Origin of the sequence: Paenibacillus tyrphae (genome assembly GCF_027925525.1) — a bacterium.
Taxonomy (GTDB): domain Bacteria; phylum Bacillota; class Bacilli; order Paenibacillales; family NBRC-103111; genus Paenibacillus_G; species Paenibacillus_G tyrfis_B.
Genome location: NZ_BSDJ01000023.1, coordinates 22,822 through 38,146 on the forward strand (window position 1 = coordinate 22,822; position 15,325 = coordinate 38,146).

13 protein-coding genes are annotated in these 15,325 nt (G+C 54.8%); 9 read left to right on the forward strand and 4 right to left on the reverse strand.

The annotated features are described in order from the left end of the window. Positions 1-34: 34 nt before the first annotated feature. The 4 genes from isdG to QMG93_RS23860 are packed head-to-tail and all read right to left on the reverse strand — an operon-like array spanning position 35 to position 3,118. Positions 35-355, reverse strand: a complete 321-nt coding sequence (isdG, locus tag QMG93_RS23845; RefSeq protein ID WP_281940914.1) for a heme oxygenase — start codon at positions 353-355, stop codon at positions 35-37. After that, entirely contained in the window at positions 343-1,155 is an 813-nt protein-coding gene (locus QMG93_RS23850; protein ID WP_281940915.1) for an ABC transporter ATP-binding protein, read from the reverse strand. The genes isdG and QMG93_RS23850 overlap by 13 nt, the downstream gene beginning before the upstream one ends. Next, the gene (locus QMG93_RS23855) at positions 1,155-2,150 is read right to left on the reverse strand and encodes a FecCD family ABC transporter permease (protein WP_281940917.1); all 996 of its coding nucleotides are present in this window, start codon (positions 2,148-2,150) and stop codon (positions 1,155-1,157) included. The genes QMG93_RS23850 and QMG93_RS23855 overlap by 1 nt, the downstream gene beginning before the upstream one ends. 11 nt (positions 2,151-2,161) lie before the next feature. Further along, positions 2,162-3,118 carry an ABC transporter substrate-binding protein gene (locus tag QMG93_RS23860; RefSeq protein WP_281941052.1) on the reverse strand — a complete coding sequence of 319 codons (957 nt, stop codon included), beginning with the start codon at positions 3,116-3,118 and terminating at the stop codon, positions 2,162-2,164. Between the two features lie 423 nt (positions 3,119-3,541). Here QMG93_RS23860 and isdC point away from each other — a divergent pair, with 423 nt between their 5' ends. From isdC to QMG93_RS23905, 9 genes are all read left to right on the forward strand, one after another. Then, on the forward strand, positions 3,542-4,333 hold the full coding sequence (gene isdC, locus QMG93_RS23865) for a heme uptake protein IsdC (protein WP_281940919.1): 792 nt from the start codon (positions 3,542-3,544) through the stop codon (positions 4,331-4,333). 22 nt (positions 4,334-4,355) lie between these two features. Beyond that, positions 4,356-4,826 carry an NEAT domain-containing protein gene (locus QMG93_RS23870; protein WP_281940921.1) on the forward strand — a complete coding sequence of 157 codons (471 nt, stop codon included), beginning with the start codon at positions 4,356-4,358 and terminating at the stop codon, positions 4,824-4,826. Between the two features lie 118 nt (positions 4,827-4,944). Continuing rightward, positions 4,945-8,640 carry an NEAT domain-containing protein gene (locus tag QMG93_RS23875; protein WP_281940923.1) on the forward strand — a complete coding sequence of 1,232 codons (3,696 nt, stop codon included), beginning with the start codon at positions 4,945-4,947 and terminating at the stop codon, positions 8,638-8,640. A 91-nt stretch (positions 8,641-8,731) separates the two neighbouring features. Then, positions 8,732-9,634: a heme ABC transporter substrate-binding protein IsdE gene (gene isdE / locus QMG93_RS23880; RefSeq protein ID WP_281940925.1), complete on the forward strand. Its 903-nt coding sequence runs from the start codon at positions 8,732-8,734 to the stop codon at positions 9,632-9,634. Between the two features lie 28 nt (positions 9,635-9,662). Beyond that, on the forward strand, positions 9,663-10,646 hold the full coding sequence (locus QMG93_RS23885; RefSeq protein WP_281940927.1) for a FecCD family ABC transporter permease: 984 nt from the start codon (positions 9,663-9,665) through the stop codon (positions 10,644-10,646). Between the two features lies 1 nt (position 10,647). After that, on the forward strand, positions 10,648-11,418 hold the full coding sequence (locus QMG93_RS23890; RefSeq protein WP_281941054.1) for an ABC transporter ATP-binding protein: 771 nt from the start codon (positions 10,648-10,650) through the stop codon (positions 11,416-11,418). 19 nt (positions 11,419-11,437) lie between these two features. Beyond that, positions 11,438-12,223, forward strand: coding sequence for a class B sortase (gene srtB / locus QMG93_RS23895; RefSeq protein ID WP_281940929.1), 786 nt, complete (start codon positions 11,438-11,440; stop codon positions 12,221-12,223). A gap of 419 nt (positions 12,224-12,642) precedes the next feature. After that, positions 12,643-13,719: a galactose ABC transporter substrate-binding protein gene (locus QMG93_RS23900; RefSeq protein WP_281940931.1), complete on the forward strand. Its 1,077-nt coding sequence runs from the start codon at positions 12,643-12,645 to the stop codon at positions 13,717-13,719. An 89-nt stretch (positions 13,720-13,808) separates the two neighbouring features. Continuing rightward, positions 13,809-15,317, forward strand: coding sequence for a sugar ABC transporter ATP-binding protein (locus QMG93_RS23905; RefSeq protein WP_281940933.1), 1,509 nt, complete (start codon positions 13,809-13,811; stop codon positions 15,315-15,317). The last annotated feature ends 8 nt before the right edge of the window (positions 15,318-15,325 follow it).

Sequence of the window (15,325 nt, forward strand, 5' to 3'; positions counted from 1 at the left end):
GCGGCCGCCTAAACGGTTGCTCTCTCCTGCTTCATCAGCCTGCGGCGATGGGCTGTCTTACGATTTTGACGTCATAGAACGAGATTTTGTTGGAAATAATATAATCCGGCATGCCTCCGCGGTGAGAGTGCGCCTCCCGGAACGCTTCGCTGTGGGTCCACGCTTGAAAATCCTCTTTTTTGTTCCAGCGGGTACTGATCGTCACCTCGTCGTATTCGGGTGTATTTTCCGTCAGCAGCACCTCCAGGCCGAGAAAGCCTTCCATATATTCCACTTTTCCGACCTTGTCGAACCGTTCGATCAGCTTATGCGCGTTGCCCTTCGTGATGTGGGATGTATTCGTTACAATGACCATGTGATTTCCTCCTTAGGTTTACAGGTTTTTCGAATCGGGATGATGACAGGATAGTCGTCGTCGAAGGCGACTTTGGCTTCGATGGCGTACACGTCCTGCAAAAATTGCGGACTGATGATTTCTTTCGGATTTCCGGACCCTACCACGCGTCCGTGCTTCATCGCGATGAGATAATCGCAATAATTGGCGGCCTGCTGAAGATCGTGCAGCACCATGACAATCGTCAGCCGGTGCGTCTGATTGATCCTTTGCAGCATTTCCATTACATCGAGCTGATGGGCGAGATCCAGATAAGTGGTAGGCTCATCCAACAGCAGAATATTCGTTTTTTGGGCCAAGGCCATGGCGATCCGGACTTTTTGCTGCTCACCTCCCGATAAAGTGTGGAACATTTGCTGCTCTGCCTTTGCGGTGCCCGTTATGTCCAGCGCCCAATCGATAATTCGCTCGTCGTCTGCCGTCATACGGTCGAACATACGTTTGTATGGGGAACGGCCGTAAGCGACCAGTTCCCGCACGGTCAGCTCGGGAAGCTGGCCTTTGGATTGGGTAAGCATCGCTACGGTTTGGGCGAACTCCATCGATTTATAGGTCTTGGCCTGTCGGTTATGAACGTATACCTCTCCCTGATCGGCTTTCAGCAATTGCGCTATAATTTTTAATAGAGTGGATTTTCCGGAGCCGTTAGGCCCGACGATAGCCGTCAGCTTGCCTTTCGGGATCGAGACCGTAACGTCCCGAAGCCGGAAGGCGCCGACATGGAATTCCAGATGGTCCGTATGAATAGCGGTGGCGGTCATCACACGATTCCCCGTTTCTTCAGCAAAAATAAAAAGAACGGCGCCCCCAAACCTGCGAGCAAGATGCCGACGGGCAGCTCGATCGGGTCGAACCACGAGCGCGCGATCGTATCGGCCAGCACGACAAGCGCTGCGCCTCCCACGATGGACAGCGGAAGGAGGAAGCGGTAATCTTCGCCGGCCAGCAGCCGGATAGCATGGGGCACGACCAGACCGACAAAGCCGACCAGCCCGGCGACGCTGACGGCTGCCCCGGCCAATAAGGACGATAGCAGGATCAGCAGCAGGCGCTGCACCTCCACCTTTTGGCCCAACAGCTTGGCTGCATCGTCTCCAAGCAGCAGCAGGTTGGCCGGTTTGATCGCAAGGACGGACAAAGCCAGCCCTGCGATGGCGTAGGGCGCCATGAACTGCAGATGATGCCAACTGCGGCCGCTTAGCCCGCCCGCCAGCCAAGGCAGAACCGCTTGCACCCGGTCGCTATACGTCACCATCAGCCCGTTGGTTACAGCGCCCAGCAGTGCATTGATCGCGACGCCCGCCAAAATGATTTTGAGAGGTGAGGCTCCTTTATCCCACGCCAGCCCATAGATGACAACGGAGGTGATCAGCGCCCCCAGAAAAGCGAGAGCGGGCAGCAAATAGCTGAACTGCGGAAATACGATCATCGCCATGATGGCAGCAAGACCTCCGCCCGCCGAGACGCCGATAATGCCCGGATCGGCCAGCGGATTTTTCATCACGCCCTGCAGCAGCGCACCGGCTGCGGCCAGGCATGCGCCGATCAGCATGCCGACGAGTACGCGAGGGACCCTTAGATTCATGACGATTTTCTCGTGCGCAGGCGGGCCGCTTGCCGTAAAAACCGTCCATACCTCCTGAAGCGACAGAGAGACGGACCCGTAGGCGATGCCATAAAAAGTGACGGCGAAGAGAAGGATCGGGGCTGCAATACATAGCAGCTTTCTTCTCAAGAGGCGTTGTTGTTTATTCACCGGGCGTCACTTCACTTCACGGCTTGAAGCAAGGCTTTCAGCCGGTCAAGCGCTTCAATGACCCGGGTGCCGGGATTCGTGCCGAACAGGTCGGACGGCAGCACCTCCACACGATTATGCTTGACGGCGTCCAGGCTGTTCCAGGCGGCATTTTGCTGCATTTCTTTCAAGAATCCGTCCTTGACCTTCTCGGGATTGCCATGGCTCATCAACAGAACCAGCTGCGGGTTCGATTGGATGATTTTTTCGGTATTCAATTGAGCATACTGCGGATAGTTTTCCAGCTTCGGATAGTCCGCAGCAATATTTTCCCCTCCGGCCTTCGCCAAAATATCTCCGCTTAAGGAGTTGCCCAGCGCAGCCATGTAGGTGCCCGGAGAACCGTAGACGAGCAGGACCCTCGGCTTGGGACCAGTCGTGCCGGAACCGATTTCCTTGAGCTTCGCATCGATGCTTTCGTTCAGCTCCCGGGCTTTGTCTTCCTTCTGCAGCAGTTGGCCGAACAAAGCGATCTGCTTCTTGATATCGCCGATCGAATTGGCGGAGGTCAGCAGCATCTTGGAGCCGATGCCTTCGACCGAAGGGATGTCTTTCGTGTTCAACGGATGGTTGCCGAGCACGACATCCGCATCCAGCGCAGCGATTTTTTCCAGATCGATGCCATGGGTGCTGCCGATCTGCTCCGCGCCGGCCGCTTCTTTGACGGCCGCCGGTCCTGCCGACGTCGGCCGGCCTACGACTTTGCCGCCCAGCGCATAAATAATATCCACCTCGCCGTTGCTTAATGCGGCGATTTTGGTCGGGACGGTAGGGAAGGTCACGCTGCGTCCGGCAAAATCTTGGACGGATAGCTTCGTATCGGCCGTGTTCGTAACAGACTGCTTCGCCTCGGACGGCGCAGCCGTGGCACCGCTCCCCGTGGACGACCCCGGACTGCATCCGGCCGCTCCGAGCAGCAGAACGGCCATGCCTATAGGCCACAATCGTTTCACTTGCGTCCTCCTATCTGGCGGAGCCGGATATTAGATTGTATGATCGAAACAAATGATAATGATTATCACTATCAATGTCAATGGGGAGTTGGGCGATTTATCCAAATTATTTTTTTGAGCGTGATGGAGTAACTGAATTTTTGATTCCCGCCAATAATTTGGGTTGACAATTTCCTTGAATCTGGAATAAGATCAACCTGTCGGATAAAATTTAGTCTAAATATTTCCAAAAATGAAATTAGGGAGGGATGCCATGTTCAGACAATCACGAAAAGAACAACAGAAGAAGCCGGAAGGGATCATTTTTTTTGAGTTCTAATTGAGAATGATAATCAATATTAATGATAATGATTATCAACGAATTCTCTGTAAACTAACCGGAAAGGAAGCCCGTACAACGTGAAAAGGTCATTAGCTTTACCCTCCTATTTTTTGACGCTGGCGTTCATCTTGTGCTTGTTCTTTGCATCGGGAGCGCAAGCCGCTTCCGATTTGGCCGACGGTACGTATACGATTGACTACACCATTGTCAAGGCGGAGAACGAGTCGGCTTCGATGGCGAACGATTATTTCGAGAAGCCGGCCACCTTACAGGTAAAAAAAGGCGAGATCACCGCGCAAATTCAAATGAACCACAGCAAATGGATCACTATGTTCAAAGTGCCGGACAAAGGCGATCTTGCCGATGCGAAGGTGATCAAGAGCGATGAGAACGAAGACACCCGAGTCGTCGAATTCAAGCTTGACGATTTGTCCAAGCCGTTGCTTTCCAAAATTCATGTGACGGTCGAATCGATTAACTACGACCATGATTACACAATCCGCTTTATTTTCGACACGAAGAAGTTAAAGAAAGTCGAATCGGCGGCAAAAGCAGCCTCAGATAAAGCAGGTGCTTCGACTTCGGCTGCGGAGAAGCCCGGCGCCGACAAAGGCGCGAAGGCTGGTACGGCAGCTCCGGCAGCAAGCGCGAAGCCGGAAGCGAACGCCGTGAAGGCGGAGAAGGGTCGCACAACTCCGGCAGCGAGCACGAAGCCTGTGGCGGCAGCCGACGCCGTCAAGCAGCCGGCGGACAAAGTCATGCTGTCAGCCGACAACCCGCAAACCGGGGATAAAGCGCCCCTTGCTTTCTTTACAGCTTTGTTCTTCATTTCAACATGCTATCTGGTCCGCAGCCTCCAAAACCACTAGACCCTAAAAGGAGAGAATCCCTTTGAGAAAGCAATTTACTAAAGCTATTGCCGTATTTATGATGATGTTTGCGCTGCTGACCTTCGTCCAAGCCCCGCTGGCCGGAGCCAATCCTGCGCTTGCTGACGGAACTTATACGGTTGAATTCACCGTGTTGAAGGATCAAACCAACCAAACGTCCACCATGGACGGCTATCTCCAGAAGCCGGCTAAGCTGGAAGTGGTCAACGGCAACAAATTCGTCTCGGTTACTTTGAAAAACAGCGATTGGATTCAATTTTTCAAAACCGAACAGAACGGAAGCTACGTTGACGCGACCCTGGTAAGCTCGGACCCGGCAGCCAACACCCGCGTCGTTAAATTCCCGGTATCCGATTTGACGGCCAAAACGAACGTGTACACGCATGTGAAAATTACAACGCTGCCGTTCCCTTACGACCACAAGTACAACGTTCAAATTCAATACAATACGAGCACCATTAAACCGCAATAAGCAAGTCATCCAGGCGCGTCATTGTAGCTAAGAAGCATCTGTAATCCGCTGCGGCCAGGAAAGCAAGGGGAGCTTGATCCCCGGTTTATTTACGAGACAACAAAGGAGCGTTATGACTTTGAGCAGGATAGTACAGAAAGCTTTATCCGTTTTTGTAGCCGTCTTCGTATTTCTCGCTGCGGTCCAAATTCCGCTCGCCGGTGCGGCCCCCTCGCTTGAGGAGGGCAGCTATACAATCGGTTTAACCGTGCTGAAGGAAGATAAAGACGAGCCGTCGATGGTGAACGATTACCTTCCGAAGCCGGTTCAGGCCAAGCTGGAAGTGAAGGACGGGAAGCAATTTGCATCCATCACTTTGCTAAACAGCAGCTGGTGGCAATATTTCAAGACGGAGAACAACGGACAATTCGTCGATTCGGAAGTCGTAAGCCGGGACGAAGTCAAGAATACGAGAGTCGTGAAGTTCGAAGTACCGGATATGTCGGCTAAGCTGAATGCCAAGATCCATGTCAAAATTATCGGCTTGCCGGGCATGCCCGACTTTGTCTACGACAATTATTATACGGTGCGCATTGTTTTCGATACGGACACCCTCGTGGCGGAGCCGGGGGACAAGAGCCGGCTGACGGCGCTCGTCGCTCAGGCGCAATCGGCGCATGATACCGCCGTGGAAGGCAGCCTGAAGGGGCAGTATCCCGTAGGCTCCAAGAGCAAATTAAGCCTGGCGATTGCGCAAGCCAAGGCTGTCGCCGACAGCGCATCACCTACGCAGGCGCAGCTGAACAAGGCGGCTGCTGCGCTGCAAGCGGCCCTCGATGCGTTCAAGGCATCGGTGAATACCGCGAATCCGGACCCGGCGAAGGACGGCGTATACCGCCTTCCGTTTACGGCGCTTCATGCGACGGCGGATCAAACGTCGGGCATGGATTCGTACTTGGCTAAACCAGGCAAGCTTACGGTTCAGCAGGGGCGCAAGAAGGTATCCTTCACGGTGAAGCAGAGCTCGATCATTCCGCAATTCAAGGTGGAGCAAGGCGGCGTGCTGATCGATGCTGCCGTGGTAAGCCGCAATGCGGCGGACGACACCCGGGTAGTGGAATTTGAAGTGAGCGAACTGAACACTCTCGTGAATGCCGAAGTGCGGGTGGAAACCTCGTACAACGGACAGCCTTACCAAAAAACGCACAAAATCCGCTTGAAGTTCGACTCCGCAAACGCCGAGAAAATCCCGTCCTCCGAATTGACGGGACCGGCGGCCGTGAAAGCCGGACAGCAGCTGAAGCTGACGTTCGGGGTGAGCGGCGTGACGAACAGCGTATACGAGCAGGTGTACACGCAAGGACTGACGTTGGGCTTCGATCCGGCCAAGCTGAAGTTGGTTGAAGCGTCTCCGCTGATCAGCGGTCTTCGCCTCACGGAGCAGTACGAGATCGCGCCCGGACAAGTCCGCTTGTCGACCAGCTTGGACGAAGGCGTGCAGCCTTTGGCGGTGAACAATCGGTACATCACGCTCACTTTTCAGGCGCAATCGGTGACACAGGCGACTTATGCGTTTGTTGCGTTAAGCGACGTCGTGGTGAACAACCATAACGGACAGCTCAAGGTAGACGGCAGCTGGCATACGCTCGCCATTCAAGCGGGCCCGGCTGAAAAAGGGAAGCTGAACGCGCTGATCGCGGAGGCCGAAGCGCTGCATAACGCAGCGGTTGAAGGCACGTTCCCGGGCCAATATGCCAATGGCGCCAGGAACGCGCTTTATACGGCGATCCGACAGGCTCAAACCACAGCCGGTCTGGACGAAGCGGAGCAAGGGCAGGTGGATCAGGCGGCAAGCGCTCTGGAGGCGGCGATTGCCGGATTCAAAGCAGCGGTTGTGACTGGGACCCGCCCTCCGGTAGAAGTCGCGAACGGACAGTACAGCTTCGATCTCGTCGTCATCTCCGGCGACCGTTTCGGCTCGTCCGCAGGCACTTATCTTGAACATACCGGGAAATTGACCGTTCAAGACGGGAAGAAATTCCTCTCGTTCCAACGGAAAAACGGAGTAGCGATTGCGAATTTCCAATTGCTGCGCGCCGACGGGACGACCCGGGATATTCCGGCGCAGGAAGCGCCAACGTCCTCGGAGCCTGAAACCGCACGTATGTTAGCTGCGGGTGCAGCAGATGTCCGATACGAGATCGACGATGTGACAGCCACCTATCTCGTCAAGCTGGCGGTGGCGAAGGATAGCGGAACAGAGGAGCGTTCGTTCCGCATCGCTTTGAACAACATCGTGCCTGCTTCGCCCGGAGGACAGGGGCCAGTGAATCCGAACGTGCCGGTCCCGCCGGGAAAAAGCCCGAACGGGCTTGTCGACGGTATATACAGCATTGATTTTAAAGTGTTGAAATACGGCACCGATACCAAATCCGTAATGCAGGATTACGTGAAAATGCCGGGAAGCTTACAAGTGGTGAACGGGACGCAATACGTCTCGATTGTGCTCAAGCAAAGCAAGGAAATTACGGAATTCAAAGTCGAGCAAGGCGGAAGTCTGGCCGACACGACCGTGGTCAGCAACGATGAGAAAGAAAACACGCGGGTCGTAAAATTCCAAGTGCCGAATCTGGATGAGAAGGTGAAGGGCTGGGTCAAAGTAGATTGGGCAGCCTTCAACTATTTCCATTCCTATGACGTACACCTTGCGTTTGACAAAAGCAGCATTAGGCCGCTCAACGGCAACTTGTCCAAAGTCCTGAACGCCAAGCCGTTTCCTAAATCGCTAAAGGCTGGCGAATATACGATGAACTATACGCTGCTTATTTCGGCAACAAGCCCGGAGCAAGCGAAGACGGAAGACAATAAAACGGATAAGAAAACCGATAAGAATGCGCCGAAAAAATCGTTCATCAACGATCTGGTGAAGCATCCTGCTAACCTGACCATTCAGGAAGACGGCAAGAAGCTTGTTACCTTTACCGTGAACAAAAGCAAAGAAATGCCGATGATCCAGGTCGAGCAGGATCAGGTCGAGAAGGATGCCGATCCGTTTGCCGACGTCAAAGTGGTATCGTTCAATGAAAAAGAAAATACGCGGGTCGTTCAGTTCGAAGTGAAGGACGCGAGCACGAAAAAAGCCCGGATCAAGATGGACTGGCCGGACAAATATAACCTGATATACACCGTGGACATGACGTTCGATCTGGACAGCATCAAGCCTGTCAAGAAGGAAGAAGAGAAGAAGGAAGAGCCTAAAGCAGCAGGAACCAAGCCTGCGGTGAAGGCGATCGCACCTGCGAAGCTGACCGATATCGAAGACCATTGGGCAAAAGCACTGATCGAGCGGGCTGCGGCGCTGGGCATCGTCAACGGCTACGAGGACGGCACGTTCCGTCCGGATAACGAGACAAGCCGGGCTGAAGTGGCGGCGATGATCAGCCGGGCGCTCAAGCTGAAAGGGGAGCAAGGCGAGTTGAGCTTTGCCGACCTCGACAGCATTCCCGTATGGGCCAAGGAGAACTTGGCCAGCGTCGTAAGCTCGGGCATTATTAGCGGTTATGCGGACGGAACATTCTCGGGCGATCGGAAGGTCAGCCGGACCGAAATGGCCGTCATGATCGTACGCGCTCTGAAGATCGAGCCTGCAGCGAATGCGTCTCTTACGTTCGCGGATGCCGGACAAGTTGCGCCATGGGCACAGCCTTACATTGATGCGGCCCACAAGCTCGAAATCTTCGGCGCAAGCTACGACAACCATTTCGCGCCGCATGCGAACGTAACCCGGGTCGAAGCGGTGAACCTGGTGTTGAAAATGCTGAACCATGTAAATTAATGGAAATCTTAGGCTTCACAAATCGGATGAGCGGGGATGCCGGGTAACCGGCGTCCTCCGTAATTTTTTTAGGAAAGGAGGAATTGCGAAGGTGGGCAAATGGTGCAAAGGGCTAAGCGCTGCAATCGTCTTCCTGCTGCTCGTAACAGGCTGCTCGACAAAGGCGAACACCGATGGTACTGCTGCTGCGAACACAGGCCCGGAGGCGACAACGACGCAGCCGGAGCATCGGATCATCGCCACAACGGTGGCGGCTGCGGAAATCATGGATGTGCTGGAGGTCGATTTGGTCGGGATTCCGACCAGCTATAAGGAGCTGCCCAAACGGTATGCGTCCTTGCCTCAAGTAGGCAATCCGATGAGCCCGAACATGGAGCTGGTGAAGTCGCTTGATCCGACGGACGTACTGTCCGTGACGACTTTGCAATACGACTTGGAACCGGTCTTCAAAAATGCGGGGCTCGAAGCGAGCTTTCTCGATTTGACCAGTCTGGGCAAAATGAACGAGGCCATCAAGACGCTAGGCAACAAATACGGCCGACAAAAGCAGGCCGAAGCGATCGTAGCCCAATACGACAAGAGGCTCGCCGAAATCAGGCAGCGGATTGCGGGCAAACCGTCCCCGTCCGTGCTTATTCTTCTCGGCGTGCCGGGCAGCTATCTGGTGGCGACGGAAAACTCGTACATTGGCGATCTGGTGAAGCTGGCCGGCGGAAGAAACATCGTACAGGGTGAAAAAGTGGAATATTTGGCCTCCAATACGGAATATCTCCAGCAAGCGAACCCGGACGTCATTTTGCGGGCGGCTCATGGGATGCCGGAAGAGGTCGTCAAAATGTTCGATAAAGAATTCAAGAAAAACGACATTTGGAAGCATTTCGATGCGGTAAAAAACAACAGGGTATACGATCTGGAGGAACAATTGTTCGGAACAACGGGAAATCTGGCGGCGATCGAAGCGCTGGACGTTGTGACGAACATGCTGTACCCGTAAACTATGGAGCGACAGAGGACGTTTGCACATGAACAAAACGATTTGGAGCCTGGCGGCCGTCATCCTTTTGCTCGTCGTCATGGTCATCGTATCCGCAACGACGGGCAGCATCAAGGTCGGCGGTTTCGAACTGATTCAAGGCTTGGTTACCGGCGCGAATAAGAAAGTGGAGGTCATCCGCGACTTGCGCTTGCCCCGGATCATCGTCGCGCTGTTCGTCGGAGCGGCATTGGCGGTATCGGGCGTGCTTCTGCAAGCCGTGATGCGAAGCTCGCTTGCGGACGCGGGTGTGATCGGCATCTCTTCGGGAGCCGGGTTTGTTTCCATTTTGATGGTCTCGCTATTCCCGGGTCTTTTCTTCTGGCTGCCGTTTTTTGCTTTTCTTGGCGGCGCGTTGGCATGTTTTCTGGTTTACTCGTTCTCCTGGAAATCGGGCCTCAGTCCGATTCGGATTATTCTTGTAGGGATTGCCATCAATGCGATGTTTACCGGCCTGGGACAATCGTTTAACTATAGAGGCAGCTATGCGGTGGCCAGCGTCAATCAGGCGACGACGTCTACGTTTCCTTTGAAAACGTGGAGTGACGTCGAAGCGATGCTCATCTATGGCACCGCCGGTCTCGTGCTCTCGCTGCTACTGTGCTCCTGGTGCAACGTGCTTGCGCTGCAGGACAAATCGGCCCGGAACGTCGGTCTTCCCGTCGCGCGCGCCCGGCTGTTGATCTCTGCCGTCGCCGTCCTGCTTGCGGGTGTTGCCACGGCTATCGGAGGGCTTATCGCTTTTGTTGGGCTGCTCGTTCCCCATATCGCCCGGTTGCTCGTCGGCTCGGATCATAAGGTGCTTATTCCGTTTTCCGCCCTAGCGGGGGCTTTGCTGATCTTGACGGCGGACACGCTCGGACGAACGGTGCTGGCGCCTGCCGAAATTCCGGCCTCGATTATTATGATGGTGATCGGGGGGCCTTTCTTGATATTTCTGCTTAGAAAGAGTGATCGGGTCCATGGACATTAAGTTGGAAATTCAACAGGTCAGCTTTTCGTACGACAAGAAGCGCGATCAGCTCAAGCAGGTGAACGGCCGGATCGAGCCCGGCAAAATCACGACCATTATCGGCCCGAACGGATCGGGCAAGTCGACGCTGCTCGGCGTCATGTCGCAAAATTACGCTCCGCACAGCGGACAGGTCGTGCTGGACGGGAAAGCGATTCGGAGCTACAAGCCGAAGGAGCTGGCCAGAAAGCTGGCTGTCGTTCACCAGCAGAACGACGCGCCCTCCGACATCACCGTGGAGAAGCTTGCGGGCTTTGGCCGGATCGCGCATCGGAGCATGCTTGCCCCGCTTCACGAGGAGGACGACAAGGCTATCGAGTGGGCGCTGTCCTGCACGAACCTGCTGGAAAAGCGTCAGGCGACGCTTGACCAATTGTCCGGAGGCGAAAGGCAGAGAGCTTGGGTAGCGATGGCTTTGGCGCAAAGCACGCCGATGTTGTTTTTGGATGAGCCAACAACATTTCTTGATATTTATTACCAAATTGAACTATTAGAATTGATCAAGAAGCTGAATGCCGATCACGGCCTGACGATTGTCATGGTGCTTCACGACATCAATCAGGCGATCCGTTACAGCGACCGTTTGATCGTGATGAAGAACGGCGAGATTCAGTTGCAAGGCCCGCCTGACGAAGTCATTACGGAAGCTTCGATCAAGACGATTTATGGCGTGGATGTGATCGTCAAGCATGTAGAAACTGCGGGGCTGTACATGATTCCGGTCGGCATTTGACTTGTGTTGAGGTGATGAGTTGAACGTTCGAAGATGGCTGACGCCGCTTTGCTTGGGACTTATGCTGTTTTCCGGGTACGAGTTAGCCGGTATTTTCCGCAGCTACCACGACAACCGGACCGTCATGGCCGAAGCCCAGCGGTTGTACGGGAACGCGGAGCCCCAGCCGCCTCTCACTGAAGCTGTGGAGCCCCCGGGCGAGCCCGTAGAAGCCCCGAAGGAGGCCCGTACTCAATTTAGGGCTCTGCTCGACGTGAATCCGGACGTGGTCGGCTGGCTCCGAATCGGGAATACGGCCATCGATTATCCGGTCGTCCAAGGGCAGGACAACGCCTATTATTTGAATCGGAACTATAAGGGAGAGGAGTCGAGCGCCGGCAGCATTTTCCTCGACTTCCGTAACGATATCGGCAAGGCTCAGCCGAACACGGTGATATACGGCCATCGCATGAAGGACGGCTCCATGTTCGGTGATTTAAAGAAATTCCTAAAAGAAGATTTTTTTAGGGATAACCTCACTTTTCAATACGATACCTTATATCACAGCTATCGGGCCGAAATTTTCTCCGTCTACCTGGCGACCGCGGATTTAGATTATATCCAGACCGGATTCGGGAGCGAACAGGAATACGCGACTTTCCTGCAGGGCCTGCAGGAGCGATCGCTGTACAAAACGGACACCGTCCTCGGGGTGGAAGACCGCATCCTCACGCTTTCAACCTGCGACTATACGCTCGACCCTGCGAAGGGCAGACTTATAATCCACGCCAAGCTAATCGAGCAAGTTAGGCCCGCGAATCCCTAGCCCTCCCTTATAAAAGAAACGTCCTTTGAATCCGAAGGACTTTCAGATGTGTTGAGAAAATGGTCTTTACAAAATAGAGAATCATACGTTGGGTGGGGTATCTACTGGAGGAGCGATAGCGTTCGCCTTTGTCTGCGGGAAACATCCGCTGCAAGCGGCTTCAATCAAAGTTTCCCGCTGACAACAGCGACCGGAAGTAGATACTCCACCCCCTCGTAGAAGCCTCTATTGCCCCACTTTCTCCACACACTCAACGTCCTTTGAAATTCGAAGGACGTTTCTTTGCGTCCACCTCCAAACACATGAGGATTTCGATAAAACACATGAGAATTTTGAATGGGTTTTTTACCGGAAATCCAAGATAATGGGAACGTAGCTAACCCAACGTAACGTACGCAAAAAACAGGAGGTCAGATGTTATGAAAAAGAAAGCTGTATCCATGATCGTCGCGGCAGCCCTGCTTGCCACTGCTGTCGGCTGTTCCAGTTCCGGCAATGCTCCGGCGGGCGGCGCGAACACGAATGCAGGCGGAGGGGCCGCCAAGCCCGATGCCGGCGCAGCCAAAAATCCGACGATCGGCGTCGCGATCTACAAGTTTGACGATACGTTCATGACGGGCGTACGGAACGCGATTTCCCAAGCGGCGGAAGGCAAAGCGAAGGCGGACATCGTCGACAGCCAGAACTCCCAGCCGACCCAGAACGATAAGGTCGATTTGTTCATTACGAAGAAGGTCAACGCGCTCGCTATCAATCCGGTCGACCGTACGGCAGCGGGCGTCATCATCGACAAAGCGAAAAACGCCAACATCCCCGTCGTGTTCCTGAACCGCGAGCCGCTGGCCGACGACATGAAAAAATGGGATAAAGTCTACTACGTCGGCGCGAAAGCGGAGCAGTCCGGTACGATGGAAGGCCAGCTCATCGTTGATTATTTCAAAGCGAACCCCACAGCGGACAAAAACAAGGACGGCGTGCTGCAATACGTCATGCTGAAGGGCGAGCCGGGGCATCAGGACGCCGAGCTGCGCACGAAGTTCGCGATCAAAGCCGTCGAGGACGCCGGCATCAAGGTGGAGAAGCTGGCGGAAGACACCGCGATGTGGGATCGCGTCAAAGGACAGGAGAAAATGGCCGCGTTCCTCGCTTCCCACGGCGACAAAATCGAAGCCGTCTTCGCGAACAACGACGACATGGCGCTTGGCGCGATCGAAGCTTTGAAGGCGAAGGGCTATTTTAAAGACAACAAATTCATCCCGGTCGTCGGCGTTGACGCCACGGCGCCTGCGCTCAAAGCGCTCGAAGAAGGCACGCTGCTCGGCACCGTGCTGAACGACGCGAAGAACCAGGGGAAAGCGACGTTCAGCATCGCGAACGTGCTCGCGCAAGGCCAGACGCCAACCAAAGAAAACACCGGCTATGACATTACCGACGGCAAATACGTCTGGATCTCTTACAAAAAAATTACTAAAGCAAACATGAACGACGCGAAATAATCGGCTACCCGGCCGAGCGGCAAGGGGCAATGGCTGCGGACGTTGCCCCTTTGTCGTATGCGCGCATCCTTACGCTAGGGGGCCTTGGCATGACGGAAACCCGATATTTGCTTGAAATGAACGGAATTTCGAAGGAATTTCCCGGCGTCAAAGCGCTGGACGGCGTCACCTTGAAGGTGCGCCCCGGCACGGTGCACGCCTTGATGGGAGAGAACGGCGCAGGCAAGTCCACGCTGATGAAATGTTTGTTCGGGATTTACAAGCCGGACGGCGGCGAGATCGTCCTGGACGGACAGCGGGTGGAGATCAACAACTCGAAGGATGCACTGAGCTTGGGCGTCTCGATGATTCATCAGGAGCTGTACCCGGTGCCACACCGCAATGTAATGGAGAATCTCTGGCTCGGCCGTTTTCCGGTGAAGGGGCTCGGGCCGTTTAACATCGTCGACGAGAAAAAAATGCGCGAGGATACGCTTGCGCTGTTTCGGGATTTGGATATGGATATCGATCCGAACGCTCTGGTAGGCTTGATGTCCGTATCCAAGATTCAATCGCTCGAAATCGCCAAAGCCGTCTCCTTCCGCTCCAAAGTGATCGTGATGGACGAACCGACGTCTTCGCTGACGGGCAACGAAGTGGAGCAGCTGTTCAAGATCATCAACGAGCTGCGCGGGTGGGGCGTATCCATCATTTATATTTCCCACAAGATGGAGGAAATACTCCGCATTTCCGACGACGTGACCATCATGCGGGACGGCAGGCTGATCGGCACGTGGCCGGCGGCCGAGCTAACGACGGATCTCATTATCTCCCGGATGGTCGGCCGCGACCTGAAGGAGCGCTTCCCGGAGCGCCACAACAAGCCCGGCGACGTGCTGCTGAAGGTGGAGAAGCTGACCTCGCCTTTTCCGAAGTCGTTCCGGGACGTGTCGTTCGAGCTGCGGCAGGGAGAGATTTTGGGCGTCGGCGGCCTTGTCGGTGCACAGCGGACCGAGCTGATCGAAGCGCTGTTCGGCCTGCGGTCGGTTGCCTCCGGCGAGATCCGTCTCCGCGGACGCAAGGTCAAGATCAAATCGCCGACCGACGCCAAAAAGCACAAGATCGCGCTGCTGACCGAAGAACGGCGGGTGACGGGCATTTTTCCCGTGCTGTCGATTCTGGAAAATACGATGATCGCCAATCTGGACCGGTATATCAATCCGTTCTTCCTATTGAATGAGCGGAAGGGGCGGGCGGAAGTCGCAGGGAGCGTCGAGAAGCTGCGCGTCAAGACGCCTTCGATTAAGGAGCTGATCAAAAACTTGTCGGGCGGCAACCAGCAGAAGGTGCTGCTGGCGCGGTGGCTTCTGACCGAGCCGGACATTTTGCTGCTTGACGAGCCTACCCGGGGCATCGACGTCGGGGCCAAGTTCGAGATCTATACGATCATCGCCGATCTGGCCAAGCAAGGCAAAAGTATCATCATGATTTCCTCGGAAATGCCCGAGCTGCTCGGCATGTCAGACCGCATTATGGTCATGTCGGAGGGGCGGTTGACGGGCATCCTGGACGGACGGCAGGCGACGGAACAAGAAATTATGCGGCTTGCCGCCAACTAGAAGAGGAC